Origin of the sequence: Pseudoalteromonas sp. McH1-42, from assembly GCF_022347845.1 — a bacterium.
Lineage (GTDB): Bacteria > Pseudomonadota > Gammaproteobacteria > Enterobacterales > Alteromonadaceae > Pseudoalteromonas > Pseudoalteromonas rubra_D.
The window spans coordinates 1-22,272 of sequence record NZ_JAKRFU010000028.1; the positions used below are offsets into that span (position 1 = coordinate 1).

23 protein-coding genes and 1 pseudogene are annotated in these 22,272 nt (G+C 47.3%); 19 read left to right on the top strand and 5 right to left on the bottom strand.

From position 1 onward, the window contains the following. The first annotated feature begins 418 nt into the window (after positions 1 to 418). The 5 genes and pseudogenes from lexA to MHN31_RS20780 all read left to right on the top strand — a co-directional run bounded on the left by lexA (position 419) and on the right by MHN31_RS20780 (position 5,569). Positions 419 to 1,027: a transcriptional repressor LexA gene (lexA, locus tag MHN31_RS20760; protein ID WP_125564615.1), complete on the top strand. Its 609-nt coding sequence runs from the start codon at positions 419 to 421 to the stop codon at positions 1,025 to 1,027. Between the two features lie 331 nt (positions 1,028 to 1,358). After that, positions 1,359 to 2,471, top strand: coding sequence for a cytochrome c oxidase subunit II (gene coxB, locus MHN31_RS20765; protein ID WP_228553517.1), 1,113 nt, complete (start codon positions 1,359 to 1,361; stop codon positions 2,469 to 2,471). Further along, positions 2,468 to 4,066, top strand: coding sequence for a cytochrome c oxidase subunit I (ctaD, locus tag MHN31_RS20770; RefSeq protein WP_125564611.1), 1,599 nt, complete (start codon positions 2,468 to 2,470; stop codon positions 4,064 to 4,066). The genes coxB and ctaD overlap by 4 nt, the downstream gene beginning before the upstream one ends. Next, positions 4,063 to 4,578, top strand: a pseudogene (locus tag MHN31_RS20775) (cytochrome c oxidase assembly protein); the annotation flags it as partial. The gene ctaD and the pseudogene MHN31_RS20775, both read left to right, overlap by 4 nt. Positions 4,579 to 4,705: 127 nt before the next feature. Beyond that, positions 4,706 to 5,569, top strand: coding sequence for a cytochrome c oxidase subunit 3 (locus tag MHN31_RS20780; protein WP_239445210.1), 864 nt, complete (start codon positions 4,706 to 4,708; stop codon positions 5,567 to 5,569). Here MHN31_RS20780 and MHN31_RS20785 read toward each other — a convergent pair. Then, the gene (locus tag MHN31_RS20785; protein WP_239445230.1) at positions 5,564 to 5,776 is read right to left on the bottom strand and encodes a DUF2909 domain-containing protein; all 213 of its coding nucleotides are present in this window, start codon (positions 5,774 to 5,776) and stop codon (positions 5,564 to 5,566) included. The two genes, MHN31_RS20780 and MHN31_RS20785, sit on opposite strands and share 6 nt — an antisense overlap. A gap of 62 nt (positions 5,777 to 5,838) precedes the next feature. On the opposite strand from MHN31_RS20785, the gene MHN31_RS20790 reads away from it, so the two are divergent. From MHN31_RS20790 to MHN31_RS20810, 5 genes are read left to right on the top strand one after another with little or no spacing between them, the layout of a single operon-like run. After that, positions 5,839 to 6,513, top strand: a complete 675-nt coding sequence (locus MHN31_RS20790; protein ID WP_239445211.1) for an SURF1 family protein — start codon at positions 5,839 to 5,841, stop codon at positions 6,511 to 6,513. Then, on the top strand, positions 6,506 to 7,003 hold the full coding sequence (locus tag MHN31_RS20795) for a transmembrane cytochrome oxidase associated protein (RefSeq protein ID WP_125564600.1): 498 nt from the start codon (positions 6,506 to 6,508) through the stop codon (positions 7,001 to 7,003). Before MHN31_RS20790 ends, MHN31_RS20795 begins: the two co-directional genes overlap by 8 nt. Beyond that, the gene (locus MHN31_RS20800; protein WP_125564598.1) at positions 7,000 to 7,992 is read left to right on the top strand and encodes a COX15/CtaA family protein; all 993 of its coding nucleotides are present in this window, start codon (positions 7,000 to 7,002) and stop codon (positions 7,990 to 7,992) included. Before MHN31_RS20795 ends, MHN31_RS20800 begins: the two co-directional genes overlap by 4 nt. A gap of 3 nt (positions 7,993 to 7,995) precedes the next feature. Next, on the top strand, positions 7,996 to 8,901 hold the full coding sequence (gene cyoE, locus MHN31_RS20805) for a heme o synthase (protein ID WP_125564596.1): 906 nt from the start codon (positions 7,996 to 7,998) through the stop codon (positions 8,899 to 8,901). Next, the gene (locus MHN31_RS20810) at positions 8,898 to 9,503 is read left to right on the top strand and encodes an SCO family protein (protein ID WP_239445212.1); all 606 of its coding nucleotides are present in this window, start codon (positions 8,898 to 8,900) and stop codon (positions 9,501 to 9,503) included. The genes cyoE and MHN31_RS20810 overlap by 4 nt, the downstream gene beginning before the upstream one ends. 134 nt (positions 9,504 to 9,637) lie before the next feature. Here the strand turns inward: MHN31_RS20810 and MHN31_RS20815 are convergent, their stop codons facing one another. Continuing rightward, entirely contained in the window at positions 9,638 to 9,955 is a 318-nt protein-coding gene (locus tag MHN31_RS20815; protein WP_125564592.1) for a hypothetical protein, read from the bottom strand. Positions 9,956 to 10,283: 328 nt separating this feature from the next. Here MHN31_RS20815 and MHN31_RS20820 point away from each other — a divergent pair, with 328 nt between their 5' ends. From MHN31_RS20820 to MHN31_RS20855, 8 genes are all read left to right on the top strand, one after another. Beyond that, complete coding sequence (locus MHN31_RS20820; protein WP_194868742.1) at positions 10,284 to 10,556, top strand: STAS domain-containing protein; 273 nt, start codon at positions 10,284 to 10,286, stop codon at positions 10,554 to 10,556. A gap of 9 nt (positions 10,557 to 10,565) precedes the next feature. Further along, a complete protein-coding gene (locus tag MHN31_RS20825; RefSeq protein ID WP_010387164.1) occupies positions 10,566 to 10,928 on the top strand; it encodes a response regulator in 363 nt (120 codons plus the stop codon). A gap of 18 nt (positions 10,929 to 10,946) precedes the next feature. Beyond that, positions 10,947 to 13,058, top strand: a complete 2,112-nt coding sequence (locus MHN31_RS20830; RefSeq protein ID WP_239445213.1) for a chemotaxis protein CheA — start codon at positions 10,947 to 10,949, stop codon at positions 13,056 to 13,058. Beyond that, complete coding sequence (locus tag MHN31_RS20835; RefSeq protein ID WP_010387162.1) at positions 13,055 to 13,570, top strand: chemotaxis protein CheW; 516 nt, start codon at positions 13,055 to 13,057, stop codon at positions 13,568 to 13,570. The genes MHN31_RS20830 and MHN31_RS20835 overlap by 4 nt, the downstream gene beginning before the upstream one ends. A gap of 1 nt (position 13,571) precedes the next feature. Beyond that, a complete protein-coding gene (locus MHN31_RS20840) occupies positions 13,572 to 16,259 on the top strand; it encodes a methyl-accepting chemotaxis protein (RefSeq protein ID WP_239445214.1) in 2,688 nt (895 codons plus the stop codon). A 160-nt stretch (positions 16,260 to 16,419) separates the two neighbouring features. Next, positions 16,420 to 17,241, top strand: coding sequence for a protein-glutamate O-methyltransferase CheR (locus MHN31_RS20845; RefSeq protein WP_239445215.1), 822 nt, complete (start codon positions 16,420 to 16,422; stop codon positions 17,239 to 17,241). Then, on the top strand, positions 17,238 to 17,852 hold the full coding sequence (gene cheD, locus MHN31_RS20850; RefSeq protein ID WP_125564582.1) for a chemoreceptor glutamine deamidase CheD: 615 nt from the start codon (positions 17,238 to 17,240) through the stop codon (positions 17,850 to 17,852). The genes MHN31_RS20845 and cheD overlap by 4 nt, the downstream gene beginning before the upstream one ends. 9 nt (positions 17,853 to 17,861) lie before the next feature. Beyond that, the gene (locus MHN31_RS20855) at positions 17,862 to 18,893 is read left to right on the top strand and encodes a chemotaxis response regulator protein-glutamate methylesterase (RefSeq protein WP_239445216.1); all 1,032 of its coding nucleotides are present in this window, start codon (positions 17,862 to 17,864) and stop codon (positions 18,891 to 18,893) included. On the opposite strand, the gene MHN31_RS20860 is transcribed toward MHN31_RS20855, so the two are convergent. Further along, positions 18,880 to 19,917 carry a polysaccharide deacetylase family protein gene (locus MHN31_RS20860; RefSeq protein ID WP_239445217.1) on the bottom strand — a complete coding sequence of 346 codons (1,038 nt, stop codon included), beginning with the start codon at positions 19,915 to 19,917 and terminating at the stop codon, positions 18,880 to 18,882. The genes MHN31_RS20855 and MHN31_RS20860 overlap by 14 nt on opposite strands. Between MHN31_RS20860 and dinF the strand changes: the two genes are divergently transcribed. Beyond that, positions 19,894 to 21,225, top strand: a complete 1,332-nt coding sequence (dinF, locus tag MHN31_RS20865) for an MATE family efflux transporter DinF (protein ID WP_275446874.1) — start codon at positions 19,894 to 19,896, stop codon at positions 21,223 to 21,225. The genes MHN31_RS20860 and dinF overlap by 24 nt on opposite strands. Before the next feature lie 45 nt (positions 21,226 to 21,270). On the opposite strand, the gene MHN31_RS20870 is transcribed toward dinF, so the two are convergent. After that, positions 21,271 to 21,549, bottom strand: a complete 279-nt coding sequence (locus MHN31_RS20870; protein ID WP_010387151.1) for a hypothetical protein — start codon at positions 21,547 to 21,549, stop codon at positions 21,271 to 21,273. A gap of 6 nt (positions 21,550 to 21,555) precedes the next feature. After that, complete coding sequence (nfuA, locus tag MHN31_RS20875) at positions 21,556 to 22,131, bottom strand: Fe-S biogenesis protein NfuA (protein WP_010387149.1); 576 nt, start codon at positions 22,129 to 22,131, stop codon at positions 21,556 to 21,558. Positions 22,132 to 22,272: the final 141 nt, after the last annotated feature.

Genomic DNA, 22,272 nt, shown 5'->3' on the forward strand with positions numbered 1-22,272 from the left:
CAAGCTCCAAATAAAAGAAAGCCCGATTCGAAAGAGTCGGGCTTTTTTGCGTCTGGAGTAGTTTAAAGAAGCTGTAGATAGAATAGCATCGCCTATTCATCCATGAAGCTGGGTTGGATGGTGCATGCAGTACTTAGCAACCTTTGGGGACACGTTCCTGTGGAGGGGTCTTTTTTGCGCTGTGAATAGGTCTGTGTTCTCTACAATAGCTCATTTCACTTTGCACTTGATTGTCGCGTCGCTCGGTAAGTACTGTTTCATATAGATGTTAGTCACTTTATGCGTGGAGCCTCAAGATATAGTGAGCTATCAGGGTAGGTAATAGAATGCGAGTTTGAGGTTCACGCAGAATAACCGTTGCGAAAAAATGATAACTGTATATACTCACAGTAAATGCACTGTATGGAAAACCAGTTATATGCGACCACTCACCAAACGACAAGAACAAGTTTTTGAACTCATAAAAGTCTTCATCAAAGATACCGGCATGCCTCCGACTCGGGCAGAGATTGCTGAGTCGCTTGGGTTTCGGAGTGCGAATGCTGCAGAAGAGCACTTAAAAGCGTTAGCGAAAAAGGGTGTTATAGAAATGGTACCAGGTGCAAGCAGGGGTATTCGGCTAGTAGAAAATGAACCTGAACAACTAGGGTTACCCTTAGTTGGTCGAGTTGCTGCCGGAGAGCCCATTCTTGCTCAGGAGCATATTGAGAGTCACTGTTCAGTAGACCCGGCAATGTTCCACCCCGCGGCCGATTATTTGTTGCGCGTTAATGGCATGAGTATGAAAAACATCGGCATTATGGATGGAGACCTACTTGCAGTGCACCGCACTCAGGTTGTGAATAATGGCCAGGTTGTCGTTGCTCGTGTAGAAGAAGACGTCACGGTTAAGCGCTTCGAAAAGTTAGGGAAGAAAGTCTATCTACATGCTGAAAACGAGGACTTCTCGCCCATTGAAGTTGATTTAGAACAACAGAGCTTTTCGGTAGAAGGCCTGGCGGTCGGTGTTATCCGAGGTGATATTTAATTAATTCCCGTGCGCAGCCTGGTTTGCCTTTTCTGGGCTGTTTTTACTTCTTGTATACACTTTTAAGTGACCATATCAATTGCGCTTGTATATAAGTGACTCCTAACAAACAGCTATTTTTCAATTATTTCCCCGCCTGAAAAACAAAATCTACACGAGACAAAAACTTGCTAAACGGTCAAATTTTGACTAGTTGTTAAATGGTCGTGCAGTACTCATGGGATAACCCAAGTGAAATGACAGTCATCCGATAATAAGAACCGTTGCTTCTCACGCTCGAAGCAATTGAGGGAGACGTCTAATGAAAATAGCCAAACTCATCACGATTGCGATGTGTTTATGTGTCAGTATGCTCACGCTCGCAAGCGACTACAACATGCGTACAGGCGTAACTGACATCAGTAATCAGGTTTATCAGTTACACATGACCATCTTCTGGATCTGTTGTGTAATAGGGCTGATTGTCTTTTCGGTCATGTTTTGGGCACTGATCCATCATCGGCGTTCTAAAGGCGCGGAGCCCGCGCAGTTTCATGAAAGCACTAAAGTTGAAATCCTCTGGACTGCTATCCCATTTTTAATTTTGGTTGCTATGGCTGTGCCTGCGACAAAAACACTGATCGCAATGGAAGACACTGATAAGGCAGATCTGACGATTAAAGTTACCGGATCGCAGTGGAAGTGGCATTACGAATATTTGGGTCATGATGTCGATTTTTATTCCTTAATGTCTACGCCAAGAGCCCAGATAGACAATATGGAAAGCAAGACTGAAAACTATCTGTTGGAGGTCGATAAGCCGCTGGTGATCCCGACGGGTAAGAAAGTGAGGTTTTTACTGACTTCTGATGATGTGATCCATTCCTGGTGGGTACCTGACTTTGCGGTAAAAAAAGATGCTAATCCAGGGTTCATTAACGAAGCTTGGACAAATGTCAATGAGCCCGGCACCTATCGAGGCCAATGTGCAGAGCTGTGCGGCAAAGATCATGGTTTTATGCCAGTTGTCGTCGAAGCCAAGCCCGAGGCGGAATTTCAGGCATGGCTTGCCAACGAAAAAGCGCAAAGAGAGCTTGCCGCGCAGCAAGAGGCCGCGCTTTTGGACCAAACACTCAGCAAAGATGAGTTAATGGCGACGGGAGAGCGTGTTTACATGGCCTACTGCGCAGCATGTCATCAACCCACAGGGCTCGGTCTGCAAGGCGTGTTTCCTGCCTTAAAGGGGAGCGCTATGGTCACCGGCGATCTGCAAGCACACATTGAAATTATTATGGACGGACGCCCTGGCACTGCGATGCAGGCTTTTGCGAAGCAGTTGTCATTAAAGGAAGTGGCCGGAGTTATCACTTATAAAAGAAATAGCTGGGGGAATGATACCGGGGAAGTTATTCAACCTAGCCAAATACAAGCTTACCTTGACGGCAAACAGGAGGAAGCCAAATGACTTCGAGTACACAGCAGGCTGCTCATGAACAAGAGCATGAACATGAACATCATGGCCCGGCAACTGGTATCAAGCGTTGGCTTTTTACGACAAATCATAAAGACATAGGATCTTTGTATTTGTTGTTTTCTTTGTTGATGTTCCTGATTGGCGGCGGTATGGCAATGGTTATTCGGGCAGAATTATTCCAGCCAGGCCTTCAGCTCGTTGACCCACACTTTTTTAATCAAATGACCACAGTGCATGGGTTGATTATGGTATTTGGTGCTGTGATGCCTGCCTTTACAGGCCTGGCAAACTGGATGGTACCTATGATGATCGGTGCGCCTGATATGGCACTGCCACGGATGAATAACTGGAGCTTTTGGATTCTGCCTTTCGCTTTTCTCATATTGCTTGCCTCATTGTTTATGGAAGGTGGTGGTCCGGCCTTTGGCTGGACCTTCTATGCACCGCTCTCCACAACTTATAGTAACGACAATACAGCATTATTTGTGTTCGCAGTGCATATCATGGGGGTCAGCTCCATTATGGGCGCTATCAATGTGATCGTGACGATAGTGAACATGCGTGCGCCCGGTATGACATGGATGAAGCTTCCTTTGTTTGTCTGGACTTGGCTAATTACGGCATTTTTATTAATTGCTGTGATGCCCGTGTTAGCGGGTGCCGTTACCATGGTTTTAACAGACAAGTATTTTGGCACAAGTTTCTTCGATGCTGCAGGCGGAGGTGACCCTGTGATGTTCCAGCATATTTTCTGGTTTTTTGGTCACCCGGAAGTATACATTATGATTTTGCCGGCTTTTGGCGTGATCTCTACCATAGTGCCTACGTTCTCAAGAAAGAAGCTTTTTGGATATGCTTCTATGGTATATGCGACTTCCTCCATCGCACTGTTATCCTTCATCGTGTGGGCACACCATATGTTTACTACAGGTATGCCATTGGCCGGTGAGCTTTTCTTTATGTATGCGACCATGCTGATCTCTGTGCCGACGGGTGTGAAGGTGTTCAACTGGGTGGCCACAATGTGGCGAGGTTCTATCAGTTTTGAAGTCCCAATGCTGTTTGCTATCGCCTTTATTGTGTTGTTTACACTCGGTGGCTTTTCCGGTTTGATGTTGGCCATCACCCCTGCTGATTTCCAATATCACGACACTTATTTTGTGGTAGCACATTTTCACTACGTCTTGGTTACGGGGGCCGTCTTCTCTATCATGGCGGCTGCCTACTATTGGCTACCTAAGTGGACTGGTTACATGTATAGCGAGTCATTGGCCAAGTGGCATTTTTGGTTGTCTCTGGTTAGTGTGAATATCCTATTTTTTCCAATGCATTTTGTGGGGCTTGCGGGAATGCCACGACGTATCCCAGATTACGCGCTGCAGTTTGCGGACTTCAATGCTCTGATCAGTATCGGTGGCTTTGCATTTGGCTTATCGCAGTTACTATTTGTGGCTGTGGTATTTAAATGCATCGCAGGTGGTCAGCGAGCGCCTGCTAAAGTATGGGATGGTGCTGAAGGGTTAGAGTGGGATGTCGCCTCACCAGCTCCTTATCATACTTTCAGTACTCCACCTGAGGTGAAGTGATGCATACCCCGTTACTGAAAAAACTCGTGTTATTGGTCTTTGGTATGTTTGCATTCGCATTTGCACTTGTACCACTGTACGACGTGTTTTGTGACATAACAGGTTTGAATGGCAAAGTTGATTTGACTGCAGCTGAGGCTAGTGAAAAGCAAGATTTGGCGCGGCAAGTCGATGTGAGTTTCACAACCCACACACAAGGGCTGGCACCGTTCAAAGTAAAAGCTGCGACGTATCAGGTGACGGTGACACCCGGTACATTAACAGAAGTGAGCTTTACGGCTGAAAACCTGAGTGGAGATGCTCGGGTTATGCAGGCCATCCCATCTGTTTCGCCTGGGATGGCGGCTAAATATTTACATAAGCTCGCTTGCTTTTGCTTTGACCAGCAAAGTATGCAGGCGCGTCAGAAAATGTCATTTACGCTGCGCTTTTATGTAGACACAGAACTGCCAGTTGACATCGCTGAGCTGACACTCGCCTATACCCTATATGACATTACAGATAGAACGGCGACGGTTCAAAGTACGCTATTGCACTCAGAAACAGAGCGATTCGGTGAGCTCAGGCGTGGCACAGACGGGGACTATTATGTTCGCAGCATACAAGCCGCGGTGTATCAACAAATACGAGGATTAAGTCATGGCTAGTGGTTATGAAAAATACTATGTACCAGAGCAAAGTCCGTGGCCCATAGTTGGGGCTGTTGCTATGTTTGGTGTAGCCGTAGGAGGTGGGTTAACGGTAATGAAGAGTCCCGGTGGCCAATTTATTTTGTATGCGGGAATCGGTTTACTGCTGTTTATGTTGGCAGGGTGGTTTCGACATGTTATTCGGGAGTCTCAGGGAGGGCTTTATTCGGAGCAAATGGATCGCTCATTTAGACAGGGAATGGCTTGGTTTATTTTTTCTGAAGTGATGTTTTTTGCCGCGTTTTTTGGTGCCTTGCTTTATGCTCGCGTGTTTGCGGTTCCCTGGCTTGGCGGGGCTAGTAATAATGCCATGACGCATGAGTTATTGTGGCCTAGCTTCGAAGCAGTGTGGCCGTTACTTAACACCCCGGGGGGAGACACAACGCAAGCCATGGGTTGGCAAGGTCTCCCTTTGATAAACACCGTTATCTTGTTGATTTCTTCAGTGACACTTCATTTTGCGCACACTGCGATGGAGCAAGGGCTGAGAAACAAAGTGAAGGTGTTCCTGGGATTAACCATTTTGTTGGGTTTTGCATTTTTGGTCTTGCAGGTAGAAGAGTATGTTTATGCCTACCAGGATTTAGGGTTGACTCTGGAATCAGGTATCTACGGTAATACATTCTTTATGCTCACTGGCTTTCACGGTATGCATGTGACGCTTGGCGCGATTATCCTGGCGGTTGTTTGGTTACGAGTAATGAAAGGTCACTTTAGCGAACATAACCATTTTGCATTTCAGGCTGGTGCCTGGTATTGGCATTTTGTCGATGTGGTTTGGTTGTGCCTGTTTGTATTTGTTTATGTGTTATAAGCCCGGGGCTGGATTGAATTGGAGCCAGCCCAACCCTTTTGCAATGAGAATAAGTAATAACACACTCGCTGAAAAAAATACTCTTTTACTCAGAAATCGGGACATTGACTCACCAGAGTGAGTGCCTTTGAGCATAATGAACAAAGCTCGAAACAAGTTGTAGATGATGCTGAAAAGCAAAACAATAATAATGAATTTGAGTAGCATGGCATATGACGCAGATAAGTATAAGTAGATCAAAGGTTAGCGCATATTGCACAGTTTTGGCAGTGAGCCTTGTGGTATGTACATGCCTGGCCCTTTCTGTTTGGCAGTGGCAACGAGCTGCCCTAAAGGCACACTTGCTCGAAAAACGGCAAAGTGGTCCGGTTATCGCCGATTTCAATGCAAGCACCGATCTGCAAAATCAACGGGCATTGGAAGGGCAGCAGTTTCGGCTACATGGTCATTTTGATGATTCGCGCTATTGGTTACTCGATAATCAGATAGTCAACGGGACGCCTGGTTATGATGTGATTAGCCTGTTTCGTCCTGTCTATAGCGAAGAATGGTTGGTTGTGAACCTTGGCTTTATTCCCGCGACACACAGCCGGACTGTGTTACCCCAGGTAGCGCTTCCCAGCTCGTTACAAACCGTGAATGTGGAATTCAAAATAGGCAAGTGGGCTGGCTTCACGTTAGCTACCCAACCAGACTTGAACGCGGCGCAGCCTGAGCTGATCCAATATCTTGACCATGCCTATTTTTTGGCACAAACACAACGTCCTGTTGCCGTGTCCTTAGCTTATGCGTCAGACCCAATCATAAACGATATTCAGCCTCACTATGAAGCCGTTGTGATGGGGCCTGATAAGCACCGGGCTTATGCATTGCAATGGTTTTTGCTAGCTGTGGCAGCAATGGTCGTCCCCTACTTAGCTTACAAAAGGAAAAATGATGTATAAGGTGCCTGGATTATTTTTAGCGTGTTGCATTTTACCTTTGATTGTCGCGTGGGGCGTACTTTGGTCTGGGTGGCAACCAGACAGTACAACTAACAAGGGGAGCTTTTTAACGCAGGAGGTTGTACTGAATGTGCCTGAACAGCAGCACAAGTCATGGTTCATTGCGTTAAATCAGCCTGACAGTTGTACTGAGTTATGTCTGGGTCAGCTGGCCTTAATGGAACAGCTTACCGTGGCATTGGGTAAGCACCGTCAGCAAGTCGGTTTGCTCTTATTGGGTCAAGGGCAAAGTGACAAGGCCAGCGTGTTACCTGAGGTACCGTCTTTATCACCGGGGGCATTCTATTTGGTCGATAAACATGGCTTGGTGGTGCTTGAGTATTTACCACAGCGAGACCAAACCGCAAACCGAGTATTGCTCAAAGGGTTGTTGAAGGATTTAAAAAAGCTGCTGTCTTATGAGCGAAGTAGTTCAGGAGGTAAGTCATGACACAAAGTTTTAGAAAATTGGTGCTCATGTCGGCACTGCTAGCAGCGCTGGTTGTGTCCTTGGGTGCTTATACCAGACTAAGCAATGCAGGTTTGGGGTGCCCGGACTGGCCAGGGTGCTATGGGTTTTTGACGGTGCCGAATGAAGCGCATGAGTTGGTGTCAGCGCAACAGCAATTTCCCGGCAGCGAAGTACACCAAGAGAAAGCCTGGATCGAGATGATCCACAGATATTTTGCCGGCAGCTTAGGTTTGGTTGTTGCAGCAATTTTCTTTATGGCATTGCGCCAACCTAACTGCGGCACAAGTATCAAAGGGCTGTCTGCATTACTGGCTGTGCTAATCGTGTTTCAGGCGCTGCTGGGCATGTGGACCGTGACGATGAACTTACAACCACTGATAGTGATGGGCCATCTGTTGGGTGGGTTCACCATATTGAGTTTATTAACTTTGCTTTGGCTCAAAGCCAGTCAGTCGGCTACTGTCGCCATTCCTCATGTTGCAGGCCTAAAAGTGATGACGCTGGTTGTGCTCATGGTCTTGATTGTACAAATTGCATTAGGTGGGTGGCTTGCCGCGAATTACGCTGCACCACACTGTCGTGGATTGCCATTGTGTGAGAATGGGGAGTTGTTCTCACTGAGCAGTTTATTTCAGTTACCTCAGTCTTCTGCCAGCTATGAATTTGGTGTTTTACCGTTTGAAACCCGCCTGTCTATTCATTTGGTTCATCGGCTTTGGGCTATGGTGACACTGTTCGCCATATTGATACTGTGCTGGCGTTTGTATGTGCGAATTCCTGACGCACGTGTACGACCCGTCATTTTGCTTCCGGCAATGCTAGTGCTTTGCCAGGTGTTATTAGGCGGCGCGATAGTGCACTGGCAGTTCCCATTATTGCTGACGCTGTTTCACAATGTCATGGCTGCGCTGCTATTACTGAGCATGGTGCGGGTGTGCTATCTGCTGTTTTATCAATCTAGGGGGTAAGTTATGGCCATTAGTGTGCAGCAACTCGGATCTGTAATCCCTGATTTTTACGCGGGCATTAAGCCTTATTTGGCGATCACCAAAGCTAAGGTGGTCATGATGTTGGTGCTTACTGCCTGGGTGGGTGTTGCGCTGGCCCCGGATGTAGGGCGAAGCATAGGTCATCAACTGATGAGCTTAGTGTCAATCGGGCTAATTTCTGCCTCGGCTGCGGCAATTAATCATGTTGTTGACCGTAATCGGGATCGAAAAATGGCGCGGACACGCCATCGTCCCCTGGCTATGCAGCAACTCTCTGTGTCAAAAGCACTCATTTTTGCCGTTAGCCTGGCTGTTGCCGGAACCCTTGGCCTATTGTTGTTCAGTAATTGGTTGTGTACGGTTTTGACGCTACTAGCTTTGCTTGGCTATGCCGTTGTTTACACTATGTTCCTTAAGCACATGACACCACAAAATATTGTTATTGGCGGATTGGCAGGCGCTTTACCTCCTCTGCTTGGGTGGGTCAGTGAAACGGGCGCTTTGGCAGCGGAGCCCTGGCTGCTCGTTATGATTATTTTCGCCTGGACGCCGCCGCATTTCTGGGCTTTGGCGATAGCCCGAGAAGCGGACTATGCCAGGGCTGGGATCCCGATGCTGCCTGTCACACACGGGATCAAGTTCACCAAATTGTGTATGGTCGTGTATACCTTGTTATTGGCAGTAACATGCGTACTGCCCTATTTGATAGGTATGGTTGGGCATGCATATCTGGTTGCTGCAAGCATTCTTAATGGACTATTTATTTACCTGATTGTGCGACTGTATATGAATCATACAGTGCAACAAGCGATGGGGGTTTTTCGTTTTTCTATCTGGTATTTATTGTTACTCTTTGTCTCTCTTTTTGTCGACAGAGCATTGGTATGAAACTCATTTTTCCTCTTTTTATAATATTCGTGCTACTTACTGGATGTCAGCCTGCTCCCCAAGTGTCTGAGTTCGCTGTACATTATGAACAACCTCGTACGCTCAAGGCTTTTGCTTTGGAAGACCAAGATGGGGCGCAAGTTACGACTGAGCAGTTAAAAGGGCAATGGAGTTTGTTGTTTTTGGGGTACACTCATTGCCCCGATATATGCCCAATGACCTTGGCAAAACTCACTAATATTGCCGCGCAGTTAGAGTCCCACCAGGCTGTCAACGTGTGGTTTGTAGCGGTAGACCCGCAGCGGGACACACAAGCAAAGCGAAAACAATATATTGATTACTTCAACCCGGATTTTGTCGCAGCGTCTGCGCCTCATAAAGTATTGTTTCCTTTTGTACGCGACATAGGCTTGATCTACGCGATCAACAACAGTGATCAACCCGAGTATTATGTTGATCATAGTGCTTCGATTGCATTGGTTAACCCACAGGCACAATTGGAAGCCATATTTAAACCGGAGTTTAAGGTCGGGGAGGTACCTGTTATCAATGAAGCCCAATTGATAGCGGACTTTAAGGTGATCGTGCCCAAGAGCGAGTAGGTGGTGAGGTCGGGATAGGTTCGGATTTATGCCAGGGCAATGAAATTACTGAAGTCATAGGCAGGCTTAAGGTGGGAAAAGGCCATATAAAATGGCAATCGTCAGCCAGCTCACAGCCTGTCCTTGTAACTCTATTATTGTGGGTCCTGGATGGACAATATCAAAATTTCGTTGGTAGTGATTGTGTAGCGAACCCAGACATTTGTTTGCGACAGCTTGGCTGCTAACGCCATTGAAAATCTGGCATCTGCTTTAGGCTCGCCTGCTTGGCCTAAAATTACAAAATGTCCAATTCCACTTACTTTGATTCTAATTTGGCCCGAGTCATTAATGTAAACTCTCTCGACCAGGTTGTTATAATGGTCAGCATAACGGCTGTCATTTGTAGCACTGCTAGCATTACTATTTAGAAATAGTAAGAAAGCGCCTAATGCAAAAATAAGCTTTTTCAAGTGGTCCCTCAATAGTTTTTTCAATAGCTGAAATCTGTTTTGTATTCTAATTAGAAACATCACATTGGGTCAATTCCTGAACTTTAAAGTAAGTAAGGTATTGCAGCTGAATGAACAGGTAATAGTCAGTATAAGATGCCTACTTCCCCTCTGATAACGTTCAGCCAAGCTTTAGCGTTAGTTAGTCGCTTTGCTGGTGAGTTCGCCGATTTCTAAAGTCACTGAATCTAATAATCAATTACTTCTTTTCTGTTATAAATGTGGTAATTTCACAGTCACGGTCTAATCTATTCATATCAATAAGATTTGCAAGGAATGTGCAAGGCACATGATTAAACTTCCCCCGGAGCTGGTCATAAACCAGGTTGAAGAATTACATCAACAGTTGCTGCTCGAGCTTGATGCTGGCCATGCTATTTCATTAGACATTAGTGAAATCCAGCGTGCCGATACCGCATCGATCCAATTGTTGTGCGCGTTGCAAAAGTATTTACTGGATATTGGGCAACATATTTCCTGGGTGGGTGAAAGTGCAGCATTATCTTCATCTGTTGAAAAATTAGGGTTAACCGAACTTTTATCTATCAGTAGTACGAATTAAGAGGTCATTATGAAAAAGATTTTAGCTGTGGATGATTCTGCTTCGATGCGTCAAATGGTTGGCTTTACACTAAAAAAAGCGGGTTTTGATGTTGTAGAGGCAAAGGATGGCAGTGAAGCACTCAATCTGGCTAAGCAGCAAGGGTTTGATGCCGTGATCTCGGACGTGAATATGCCTGTTATGGATGGCATTACCTTGATTCGAGAGCTGAGAAGTTTACCTGATTATAAATTTACACCGCTTTTGATGCTCACAACAGAATCTGGTCTGGATAAGAAAAGTGAAGGTAAAGCTGCAGGCGCAACGGGCTGGATTGTTAAACCATTTAACCCGGAACAATTACTGGCTGTGCTGAAAAAAGTCATCCGTTAATCCCCGCGAGGTGCTGCCATGAGTATCGATTTAAGTCAGTTTTTCGATGTTTTTTTTGAAGAAAGCTTTGAAGGGCTCGATGCGATGGAGTCTGAGCTGCTTAACCTCGAGCCAGGCAAAGAAGATCAGGAAACCATAAATACGATTTTCCGGGCTGCACATTCGATTAAAGGAGGCAGTGGCACTTTTGGTTTTACGGCGGTTTCTGATTTCACTCATGTGTTAGAAACCTTGCTCGACCAGATCCGCAATGGTCAACGGCAGCTCGTTGCTGAGCATGTCAATTTGTTGCTCAAAGCAGTCGATTGCTTGCGGGCTATGCTAACGGCACTGCAAGCCCAAGAAGAACCAGAGCGACAAGAAGCTAATGAATTAAAACAACGCTTCGAAGCGATTTTAAATGGCGAAAACAGCACCGATGCCCCGGAGCAGGCGATCAGCGAACCTGAAGAGCAAGCCGACCTCCCCATCACTTTTCAGATCGATTTTAAGCCACTGCCGTATTTATTCAAAACCGGTAATGAGCCGCTCTATATGATTGCGGAGCTGTCAGAGCTTGGGGAGCTTGAAACCCAGGCATTGCACGATGAAGTGCCCAAATTAAAGCAGCTCAGTGCCGAAGATTGCTACCTTTATTGGCGGTTTTTCCTGACCACAACGCGTGGTGAAAGTGCTATCAGAGAGATTTTCGAGTGGGTCGAAGATGACGCGGAAATCACCATAGTGCAATGTGGAGGCTTGTTTGAGGAGCCAGTTGAGCAAGTCGAGTCATCTGACACCCCGCAGAGTGTTCCGGCGGAAGCTGAGGTACCGGTACAGACCCCTGCGTCTTCTAAAACGGTTCAGGAAAATAAGAAAGAGACTGTGCCCGCCAAAGATGCTCGAAAAAATACAGATCCTAGTACAACCTCCATCCGGGTTGGTATAGATAAAGTGGATTCGCTAATAAACATGGTAGGTGAGCTGGTCATTACACAGGCTATGTTGAGCCAGATTGGCGAGCAGGAAATTACTGAATCTAGCATTGCCGCACTCCAGGAAGGTTTGGCACAGCTGGCACATAACACGCGTGATTTGCAGGAAAACGTGATGCGTATCCGCATGTTGCCCATCAGTTTTGTTTTTAGCCGATTTCCCAGGCTGGTACGGGATATCTCTCAAAAACTCAATAAACAAGTTGAGCTCAAGTTGATTGGGGAGCAAACCGAGCTTGATAAAACCGTCATGGAAAAGCTGTCTGATCCTATGGTGCATTTAGTGCGCAACTCCCTGGATCATGGCCTGGAGACACCCGAGGAACGCATCGCCCAGGGCAAGGACCCCGTTGGTACTGTTACTCTAAATGCGTTTCACCAGGGGGGGAATATCGTCATCGAGATTATGGATGATGGAAAAGGGCTGGATACAGAGAAAATTCGCAACAAAGCCATTCAGAATGGGCTGATTCAGGAGCAGGATGAGCTTACCGTTGATGAGATTAATGAACTGATTTTTATGCCGGGGTTTTCAACTGCTGACAATGTCAGTGAAATATCTGGTCGCGGTGTCGGGATGGATGTCGTGCGTAAGAATATTCAGGCATTAAATGGCTCTGTCGAGGTCAGTTCGGAAGCGGGAGTGGGATCGACTTTTACGATTCGCTTGCCACTGACACTGGCGATTTTGGATGGTCAGCTGGTTCAGGTCGCTGATCATACTTATATTATTCCTCTGATCTCTATCGTTGAATCGCTGCAAATTGATATTGCTAAAGTCAGTAATGTGGGTAAAGGTTTGCAGGTTCTCCGTTTGCGTGATGAGTATATTCCGATCCTGCGATTGTATGACATTTTTAATCATAAAGGCGCACGAGAAGAACTGGACAAGACCTTGCTGGTGGTGGTTGAAAACGACAATTACAAAGTCGGCATTTTGGTAGATGACCTGCTGGCGCAACAGCAGGTCGTGATCAAAAGCTTGGAAGCCAATTATCAACGTGTTGATGGCATATCAGGTGCCACTATTTTAGGCGATGGTACTGTGTCTTTGATCATCGACATCAGCGGGTTAATAAAACTGAGCGGCTTGAGGCGGCCAGGGTCCTCTGAGTTGCTCGTGGACCTAAAAGCGGATGAGGGTATCCCCGCATGACAGAGCATATGAACTTAAATCAGCAGTTGGTACTGGATACCGAGACAGACGAAAAACAGTTTCTGACTTTTATGATGGATGAAGAAGAGTATGGGATTGATATATTGGCGGTCCAGGAAATTCGTGGCTGGGAGCCCGTAACGGTGATTCCTAATTCCCCACCATTTGTGAAAGGGGCGATGAACCTGCGCGGCACGATTGTACCAATCATTGACCTGAGACAGCGATTTGGCATTACTCACATCGGCTATGGCCCTCTCACTGTGGTGATAGTGGTATCAGTGACACTGAAAGAGCAAACCAAGTTGATGGGCATTGTGGTGGATGCGGTGTCCGATGTGTACAGTATTTCTGAGGAAAAGGCGAAGGATGTCCCTGACTTTCAGGACTCAGACAATGCCCAATTTGTTCATGGATTGGTTAATGTTGGGGAAAAAATGGTGGTGTTATTAAATTTGAAGAAGGTGCTCGATTTACACGACAAGAGTTGTGCTAAGAGCAACGGGGGCTGAGATGAGTAGTCAGAGTATCCAAAGTAGTTTAAACAATAAAATCATAATTGCGGGTGTGATACTGGTTATCAGCATCGTACTGGGCATTCAGCTTGGAGCATCGGGCGCTGAAAACATGCAGCTGGTGGCGGTGGCGCTGCCTTTATTTGGGGTGGTTGTCGCGCTAGGTTACCTTAAAATGGCCTTGTCTGCGGTGAGTGCCCAACTGGGGTGTGTATATCGTGTGTTGCCACATGTGACTGTGGCAGATCAGGAACAATTACAAAGCCTGGACCTGACGGATTTTCCTGAGCTGTTTCAAGCGCTAAAAGCTGCGCATGATGAGGATGATCAAACGGACCTGACGCAAAGTCTGATGCTGGCTTTGAAAGGCTGTCAGGCAAATATCATGGTGGCAGACACTGATCTGAACATCGTGTATCTGAACGACTCGGTTAAATCAATGTTGAGGGCCAATGAGCAGCAATTACAGCTTGATTTGCCAGGCTTTAGTGTTGCTGGCCTGATAGGCACAAACATTGACTCCTTTCACAAGAACCCAAGCCATCAGCGTAATATTCTGGCCAATTTGCGCGAAACATATCAAACCAGAATCACTGTTGCCGGGCTGACTTTTGATTTGATAGCGACGCCGGTATTTGATGAAGGGCATCGCATCGCCACCTTGGTGGAATGGAAAGATCAAACAGAGTGGCTTGCCGCAGAAGAAAAGCACAGGAACTTGGCGGAGAAAAATGCACGTATTTCTCGCGCGCTGGATGTGTGCCAGGCGAATGTCATGTTGGCAGATGAAAACTTGAACATTGTGTATGTGAATGAGTCTGTATCGGTTATGCTCAGACGTAATCAGGCACAGCTGCGCACCGCACTGCCAAACTTTGATGTTGATACCCTGATTGGTACCAATATTGATGTATTCCACGAAAACCCTCAACATCAGAGGGGTTTGCTGAACACACTGTCGAATGTGTATAACACGGATATTGTGGTAGCTGGTTTTAATTTTGGCCTGATCGCAACACCTGTGTTTGATCAGACCGGGAACCGGATTGGTACTGTCGTTGAGTGGGAAGATAAAACAGAGCGTTTGGCTGCTGAGCATCAAGCTAAACAGACTGCGGGTGAAAACCTCCGCGTGCGTCGCGCTCTGGATAACGTGCAAACCAATACGATGATTGCGGACTCAGACAACATCATTGTGTATATGAATCAGGCGGTACTCGAGATGATGAGAAACGCTGAGTCAGATATTCGTAAAGATTTACCAAACTTTGATAGCAGTCAACTGATTGGTCAGAACATAGATGTATTCCACCGTAACCCGGCTCATCAAAGACGCTTACTGGAAACCTTGTCTCAACCTTACAAGACCGAAATAAAAGTGGGTGGGCGCACTTTTGGTCTGGTTGCTAATCCAATTGTGACTGATACGGGCGAACGAGCTGGTACTGTGGTTGAATGGGAAGACAGAACGGGTGAGGTTGCAATTGAGCAGGAAGTGAATACGGTCGTCGAGTCAGCTCGCTCTGGTAACTTGTCTGTGCGATTGGAAGAAGGTGATAAGCAGGGCTTTTACTTGCGTTTGACTCAGGGGTTAAATGGCCTGCTGGAGAGTGTAGATAACGCCGTGGCAGATACCGGAAATATGCTTGATGCACTTGCCCGGGGAGATCTGACGCAACGTATTGAGGCCGACTATCAAGGCGCGTTTGATAAGCTAAAGCAGGATGCGAACAGCACCGCAGATAAACTGACTAATGTGTTGGAGCGGATCAGTACCTCTGCGTCTTTGGTCGCCAGTGGTGCTGAGGAAATATCGCAAGGTAATGCCGATCTGAGTCAGCGTACGGAAGAACAGGCGTCCTCACTGGAAGAAACAGCTTCGAGCATGGAGCAAATGACCAGCACTGTGCGACAGAATGCAGACAATGCCAAGGTTGCCAATGAACTGGCTGAAGATACCAGTGAGAAAGCAACCCGAGGCGGGGAAGTGGTAAATCGCGCAGTAGAAAGCATGTCAGCTATCAACGATGCCAGTAAGAAGATAGCGGATATCATTAGCGTGATTGATGAAATCGCCTTTCAAACTAACTTGCTGGCATTGAACGCAGCGGTAGAAGCTGCACGTGCAGGAGAGCAGGGGCGTGGTTTTGCCGTAGTCGCGGGCGAAGTACGTAATTTGGCGCAGCGTTCGGCCGGAGCGGCAAAAGAAATCAAAGATTTGATCCGTGACAGTGTGAGTAAAGTTGAGGATGGTACTTTATTAGTTAATGAGTCTGGTGAAACGCTCAAAGAAATTGTGGCGGCGGTGCGGCGTGTTACCAATATGATTTCAGATATTGCAGATGCATCGGTAGAGCAGAGCTCTGGGATTGAGCAGGTGAATAAAGCTGTCACACAGATGGACGAAATGACGCAGCAAAATGCGGCGTTGGTAGAACAAGCATCCGCAGCAGGTGAGTCAATGGCCGAGCAGGCCAATGACATGCGTAATATGCTGAACTTCTTTAAGGTCGCAGAGGCGCCGGCCAGCCGAGAGGCCATTGCAGAAAAACCAACTGTCACGAATGGCCAGGCTCGCACGTCCGCGATTGGTTTATCGGCGCCGGAAAGTCGCAGTACGCGACAGCCCCTGGAGACAGCAGCTAATCGCTTTGCGGACGACTCTGAGGAGTGGGAAGAGTTTTAACAGTTCTGGTTTGTTTGTACCCTGGTTGAGCTGTACGCCATCTTTGGTGTCGGCTCAGCCTTAGTGACACACCTGACTCACCGGGATTACCACATAATGAATGCATAAGACGGCGCAGATAACACGTAGTCGGGGTCGCAGCGCATAGGTGAGGAGGGATATGAAAGAGTTTTTGATGACGGATGAGGATTTCAGCAGTATTTCTCAGCGTGTATATGAGACTTGCGGCATCGTGCTTGGACCCCATAAACGCGATATGGTTTACTCACGGCTTGCCCGCAGAGTGAGGGCTAACGGCCTCACGTCTTTTTCCGAATATCTGGCTCTGTTAAATGAAGAGCCAAATACCGAGTTTAGCCATTTTATTAATGCGATTACGACTAATCTCACGTCATTTTTTCGCGAATCACATCATTTTGACTTTTTACATCAACAAGTGATCCCAGAACTGAAGATCAAACATAGAACAGATAAACGCATACGAATTTGGTCTGCTGGCTGCTCCACTGGTGAGGAGGCGTACAGTATTGCGATGACCATCGCGAATGCCTTTCCAGCAGACTGGGACGTGAAAGTATTAGCTACTGATTTGGACTCAAACGTATTGCACAAAGGCCAAGAGGGTGTTTATAACAGTGCCTCGGTCACAGGTCTCGACAGTGAGCACCTGAAAAAATGGTTTATGTGTAGTTCGGATGGCACCCAGTACAAAGCAAAAGATGTATTACGGTCCAGGGTGTTTTTTAAACGCCTTAATTTGCTTGAACCCTGGCCTATGAAAGGTCCTTTTGATGTTATTTTTTGTCGTAATGTACTGATTTATTTTGATAAAGAAACCAAAGATAGATTGTTTGATAATTATCACCAGCTATTGGCAGAGCAAGGTTATCTGTTTATTGGTCATTCAGAGACAATGGGTAAAGAGCATTTGGGCTTTAAAAACCTGGGGAAAACTATGTACCAAAAGGTAGCGCAGATATGAATCAGTTTCAGCCCGTACTGCATGGCTTTGAACACGTAAAGCGGTTTTGGGATTCAGGTCGTGGTGCTGTGGTAGCTAAAGTGCTCCCAGGAGAGTTTTATGTGTCAAAAAGTGACGAGCTAATCTCTACGGTGTTGGGCTCTTGCATTGCGGCCTGTATTTATGATGAACAGCAGGGGGTAGGAGGGATGAACCACTTTATGCTGCCGGGTGTGAAGGGTGCTTCAGCGATTCATGCCGATGACCTCAATTGCCGCTATGGCAACTGGGCAATGGAATACCTGATTAATGAAGTGATAAAAAATGGCGCCCGGCGGGAGCACCTGAAGATAAAGCTGTTTGGTGGTGGGAAAATCATCAGTTCGATGACCGACATCGGTGTTGGTAATATCCGATTTGCTGAGGCATATGTTGAGGAAGAGCAGCTTACCCTGGTGTCCCATGATGTGGGTGGACCCTGGCCGCGCAAAGTGGTGTTTCATCCACAAACAGGTAAAGCGCAGGTGAAAAAACTGCGTCAGATGCACAACGACACCATTGAAAAACGTGAGGTTAAGTATCTTCATGATATTGAAGAGCAAGGTAAACAAACAGACATTGAGCTGTTTTAGAGAGATTGCATGATTAAGGTATTGATAGTTGATGATTCCCCTTCACTCAGAGCAATTCTGACTGAGGTGTTGGAGTTGGCTCCTGATATTCGGGTCGTTGGGGCAGCAGAGGACCCCTATGAAGCGCGCGAGATGATTAAAAAGCTCAATCCAGATGTGCTGACGCTGGATATTGAAATGCCAAAGATGAATGGACTGAGTTTTCTAAAAAATCTGATGCGCTTGCGCCCTATGTCTGTGGTTATGTTATCTACCTTAACGCAGCAAGGCTCTCCCGCAACGTTAGAAGCGCTTGAGCTGGGGGCAATTGACTTCATTGCCAAGCCAACCACGAATGTCGCCGCTCAATTAAATGCCTATGCTGAGACCCTGCATCAGAAAATCCGTATTGCCCGTCAGGCCAATCTTTACGCTTTTCGCGCTGAAAAAGGCAAAAAGCAGGCCCCAGTTTCACAGAATGCCCAATTTAAAAATAGCGCGGTGCTGGCTCTGGGCGCGTCTACCGGTGGCACAGAAGCGCTGCGTGAGGTCTTGGTTCGTTTGCCTAAACACTGCCCACCGGTGGTAATTGCGCAGCATATTCCACCAGTATTCAGTACTTCATTTGCACTGCGTATGGACCGTTGTTGTGATGTGCATGTCAAAGAAGCAGAAGAGGGTGACGTGCTTGTGCCAGGGCATGTGTTTATCGCACCAGGAGACATGCACCTTAAAGTGGTGCAAAAAGGCGGACGACTGCAATGTCACCTGAGTCAGAGCGAGAAAGTTAACCGACACCGCCCTTCGGTAGATGTGCTGTTTGATTCCTTGCTGCCCTGGGCTAAACAAATCAGCGCCGGGCTACTGACTGGTATGGGCAGTGATGGGGCAGCAGCCTTGCTGCGCCTCAGAGAAGCTGGCGCAAAAACACTGGCTCAGGATGAGGCCACTTCGGTGGTTTGGGGTATGCCCCGGGCCGCCGTTGAGATGGCATCGGCCGAGAGGGTTGTGCCCCTGTCTAAAGTGACGATGGAGTTACTTAATGCGGTTAAGCGCGCGTAATCACCCAGGGCTGAGAGTACCAGTAAAATTGACCACTGAATTGTTTTGATGGAGCTGTGCAGTTGTATCGAGAACGCCCTGTAGGTAAGTCCTTAGGTGTTGTAATTGTCACGGTTTTCTCTCCCTCCCAGGTGAGCTCTGCTCTGCCTACGCCTGATACAAAGCAGGCAAATTGATTCTGATAAAAATCCATTTCTTTGAAGGTCAGAGTAATCGATGGGGTCGGGTCATCCGTTACCGAGTCCTGATATTGGGCTTGTGCCAGTGAAAAGGGCAATGAGTGAAGTTTGGTTTTCAACGTCTTCAGGTTGGCATAGATGCCGGACGCGGGAAAGCGGGGCAGGCGCGTGAAGTCTGAATCGGGCCCCACGGCGCCGGAATGCTGACCAATACCTACTAAGCCGAGTTCAGCGACTAACTTCTGTAGCGGACGATCAAATTCGCCGTAGGGGTAAGCGATATAAGGAAAGTCATGGCCTGTCTCTGCTTTGATACGAGCTTGTGACCAAACTAAGTCCTGACGGATCCGGTTGTGCCACTGATCCTGCGTTTCTCCGGCTTGCTTGTGATGCAAATAGTCGTGCTGAGCACTGTGGTTCGCAATGATTGCGCCGCGTTTTGCCAGCTGGCGTAGTTGTTCCCAGCTCATCACGTACCCTTTCTTTTCATCAATGAGTTTTGGGTTTACAAAAATAGTATAAGGATAACCAAACTGCTCAAGTAGTGGCGCTGCGGCTTCCATGTTATTCAGATAGCCATCGTCAAAGGTGATTGCGACGGTTTTTGGTGGCAGAGCTTTGCCAGCTTGCAGTTGCTCAATGAGCTTATCTAATGCAATGACTTTGAATTGCTCTGTTTTGAGGAAGTTCAGGTGCGCAAGAAAGGTGGCTTCGCTGACACTAGTCACGGCCGGCAGTTTTTCACTGACATGATGATACTGTAGAATAACCGCGGCCAGGCCTGCCCGGGTGTTGAACAAAACGAGTATAAGAACTAAAACATGAAACCACTTAATCGCGCGCATACTTCTCACCATATTCAATTGCTTGCTATTGCTGCTCCGATGATTTTATCAAATATCTCGGTGCCCCTGTTAGGATTAGTTGATACGGCGGTCATAGGCCACTTGAGCGAAGCTTATTATCTTGCCGGGATAGCCTTGGGATCCGGGAGTATTGCCTTGTTGTTCTGGCTCGCCAGTTTCCTGCGCATGAGCACCACCGGTGAAATCGCCCAGGCAAATGGTCAGCAAGACAGTGTTCGGGCGTTACAATCGCTGTCGGCCAGCATGAGTTTTGCGGTGTTGTTTGCTCTGTTACTGATAGTGTGCACGCCCTGGTTGTTAGAGCTGATAGCTGTATTGTCCGGGGCTACGCCCGAGGTATTTGAACAAGCGAGTGTCTATTTTTCTATTCGTATCTTTAGCGCACCGGCGGCCATGCTGAATCTGGTGATGCTCGGATTTATGCTGGGGATGCAATACGGACGTGGGCCTTTTTATGTCGTGCTGTTTACTAACTGTGTCAACATAGTGCTTGATGTTTTGTTTGTGGTGGTGCTGGATTTCGCTGTTGCAGGCGCGGCCTGGGCATCGGTGATCGCCGATTATTCAGCACTGCTGTTGTCTTGCTATCTGCTGCGTGGCGTACTAAATCGCGCAGGTTGGCAGTGGCAGCTTAAAGTACCCCACAAAGAAGAAATACAGCGATTATTGCACCTTAATCGCGATATCTTTATTCGCTCACTCATGCTGCAGCTGTGTTTTAGCTTTATGACGTTTTATGGTGCGAGGCTGGGTGAGGACATTTTGGCAGCCAATGCGGTGCTATTGAACTTCCTGATGCTGGTGAGTTTTGCAATGGACGGCATTGCTTATGCGGTGGAAGCAAAAGTTGGGCAGGCCAAAGGGGCGCGTGATGTGTCGATGCTCAGGCGGTGGGTGCAAATAAGTTGTTTTTGGGCTGGGTGTTTTGCGCTTATTTATAGTGGGGTATTTGTTTTATTTGGCCAGGCAGTAATAGGGTTGCTAACCGATATTCCGGCTGTAATAGACACCGCACTGGTGTATTTACCCTGGCTGGTGGTCCTGCCTTTGATTGCAACAAGCTGCTTTTTGTTTGATGGGGTATTCGTTGGCCTGACTCGGGCCAGGGAGATGCGCAACAGTATGTTGTTGTCTGCTCTGTTAGGGTTCTTTGTGCCTTTTTGGCTGGCGCAGCAGTGGGGGAACCATGGGTTATGGTTTGCCATGAGTTGCTTTATGGGTTTAAGAGGGCTGACGCTGGTCATTAAGTATCGACAGCTGAGTATCAGGCAACAGCTGCTGGAATAAGGAATAGAATGGGGCGTTGTCCCGGTGCAGCGAGCGGTGTATGGCCTATTTTAAATCCTCAAAGGCTTTTTTGGCCGTCGCTTTGGCTGAGTCACGTGCTGACAGCACCTGAGAAAAACGGTTAGCGAAAATGCCCAGGTAACCATATCCTGCGACACCTAGTGCAATAGCAAGAATGATCAGGCCGGGCAGCTGAAGCCAGGCTTGATAGACATAGCCCAGTGCAATGAGCACCACACTGAGAGCAAACAAGGCCAGTCCGCAGAGGAAAAATCGCAGGCTTCGCTTAGGGTGAGACCCTAAGCGATAGATAATACGGCGCATACGCAATTAATAGTATGAGTGATCGCCTCGTGAATGTTCAGTAATATCACGTACACCGGTGATTGCATCGAATTTTGCGATCATTTCTTTCTCGATGCCCTCTTTCAGTGTGACATCAATCATAGAGCAGCCGTTACAGCCACCGCCGAATTGTAATACTGCAACGCCTTCAGCCGTGATTTCTACCAGGCTGACCTGACCACCGTGGTTGGCCAGTTGCGGATTCACTTCAGTCACCAGCATGTGCTCAACTTGCTCTTCCAAAGAGGCATTTGAGCTGAGCTTTTTGGCTTTCGCATTTGGCGCTTTTAGGGTCAGCTGGCTGCCCATTTTGTCGGTGACAAAGTCAATTTCAGCCTCTTCCAGGAAAGGGGCACTTTCGGCGTCGACGACGGCATCAAAGCCATTAAAAGGAAGGCGAATATCGCTGTCTTCCACAGCATCGGCAGGGCAGTAAGATACACCGCACTCAGCTTGAGCAGTACCTGGGTTGACGACGAATACACGAATGTTAGTGCCATCGGCTTGATCGGCTAATAGCTTGGCAAAATGTGACTGAGCTGTCTCTGAAATTGTGATCATAATCTACGCTATACTTGACTAAATTACTCGGTTAATCCCTATGATACTCCCCTCATCTTGTTGTAGCTAGTGTTGGGCGTAAAAATTTGCAGCAACTTAAGTCGCATTGATAGCGTACTGGCTGGTCAAAAATTGCCGGAA

Excerpts from the sequence above, each read along its gene's own strand:
- lexA (WP_125564615.1), top strand. The coding sequence starts at position 419 with ATGCGACCACTCACCAAACGACAAGAACAAGTTTTTGAACTCATAAAA.
- coxB (WP_228553517.1), top strand. The coding sequence starts at position 1,359 with ATGTGTTTATGTGTCAGTATGCTCACGCTCGCAAGCGACTACAACATG.
- ctaD (WP_125564611.1), top strand. The coding sequence starts at position 2,468 with ATGACTTCGAGTACACAGCAGGCTGCTCATGAACAAGAGCATGAACAT.
- MHN31_RS20780 (WP_239445210.1), top strand. The coding sequence starts at position 4,706 with ATGGCTAGTGGTTATGAAAAATACTATGTACCAGAGCAAAGTCCGTGG.
- MHN31_RS20785 (WP_239445230.1), bottom strand. The coding sequence starts at position 5,776 with ATGCTACTCAAATTCATTATTATTGTTTTGCTTTTCAGCATCATCTAC.
- MHN31_RS20795 (WP_125564600.1), top strand. The coding sequence starts at position 6,506 with ATGTATAAGGTGCCTGGATTATTTTTAGCGTGTTGCATTTTACCTTTG.
- MHN31_RS20800 (WP_125564598.1), top strand. The coding sequence starts at position 7,000 with ATGACACAAAGTTTTAGAAAATTGGTGCTCATGTCGGCACTGCTAGCA.
- cyoE (WP_125564596.1), top strand. The coding sequence starts at position 7,996 with ATGGCCATTAGTGTGCAGCAACTCGGATCTGTAATCCCTGATTTTTAC.
- MHN31_RS20810 (WP_239445212.1), top strand. The coding sequence starts at position 8,898 with ATGAAACTCATTTTTCCTCTTTTTATAATATTCGTGCTACTTACTGGA.
- MHN31_RS20820 (WP_194868742.1), top strand. The coding sequence starts at position 10,284 with ATGATTAAACTTCCCCCGGAGCTGGTCATAAACCAGGTTGAAGAATTA.
- MHN31_RS20825 (WP_010387164.1), top strand. The coding sequence starts at position 10,566 with ATGAAAAAGATTTTAGCTGTGGATGATTCTGCTTCGATGCGTCAAATG.
- MHN31_RS20830 (WP_239445213.1), top strand. The coding sequence starts at position 10,947 with ATGAGTATCGATTTAAGTCAGTTTTTCGATGTTTTTTTTGAAGAAAGC.
- MHN31_RS20835 (WP_010387162.1), top strand. The coding sequence starts at position 13,055 with ATGACAGAGCATATGAACTTAAATCAGCAGTTGGTACTGGATACCGAG.
- MHN31_RS20840 (WP_239445214.1), top strand. The coding sequence starts at position 13,572 with ATGAGTAGTCAGAGTATCCAAAGTAGTTTAAACAATAAAATCATAATT.
- MHN31_RS20845 (WP_239445215.1), top strand. The coding sequence starts at position 16,420 with ATGAAAGAGTTTTTGATGACGGATGAGGATTTCAGCAGTATTTCTCAG.
- cheD (WP_125564582.1), top strand. The coding sequence starts at position 17,238 with ATGAATCAGTTTCAGCCCGTACTGCATGGCTTTGAACACGTAAAGCGG.
- MHN31_RS20855 (WP_239445216.1), top strand. The coding sequence starts at position 17,862 with ATGATTAAGGTATTGATAGTTGATGATTCCCCTTCACTCAGAGCAATT.
- dinF (WP_275446874.1), top strand. The coding sequence starts at position 19,894 with ATGAAACCACTTAATCGCGCGCATACTTCTCACCATATTCAATTGCTT.
- MHN31_RS20860 (WP_239445217.1), bottom strand. The coding sequence starts at position 19,917 with ATGCGCGCGATTAAGTGGTTTCATGTTTTAGTTCTTATACTCGTTTTG.
- MHN31_RS20870 (WP_010387151.1), bottom strand. The coding sequence starts at position 21,549 with ATGCGCCGTATTATCTATCGCTTAGGGTCTCACCCTAAGCGAAGCCTG.
- nfuA (WP_010387149.1), bottom strand. The coding sequence starts at position 22,131 with ATGATCACAATTTCAGAGACAGCTCAGTCACATTTTGCCAAGCTATTA.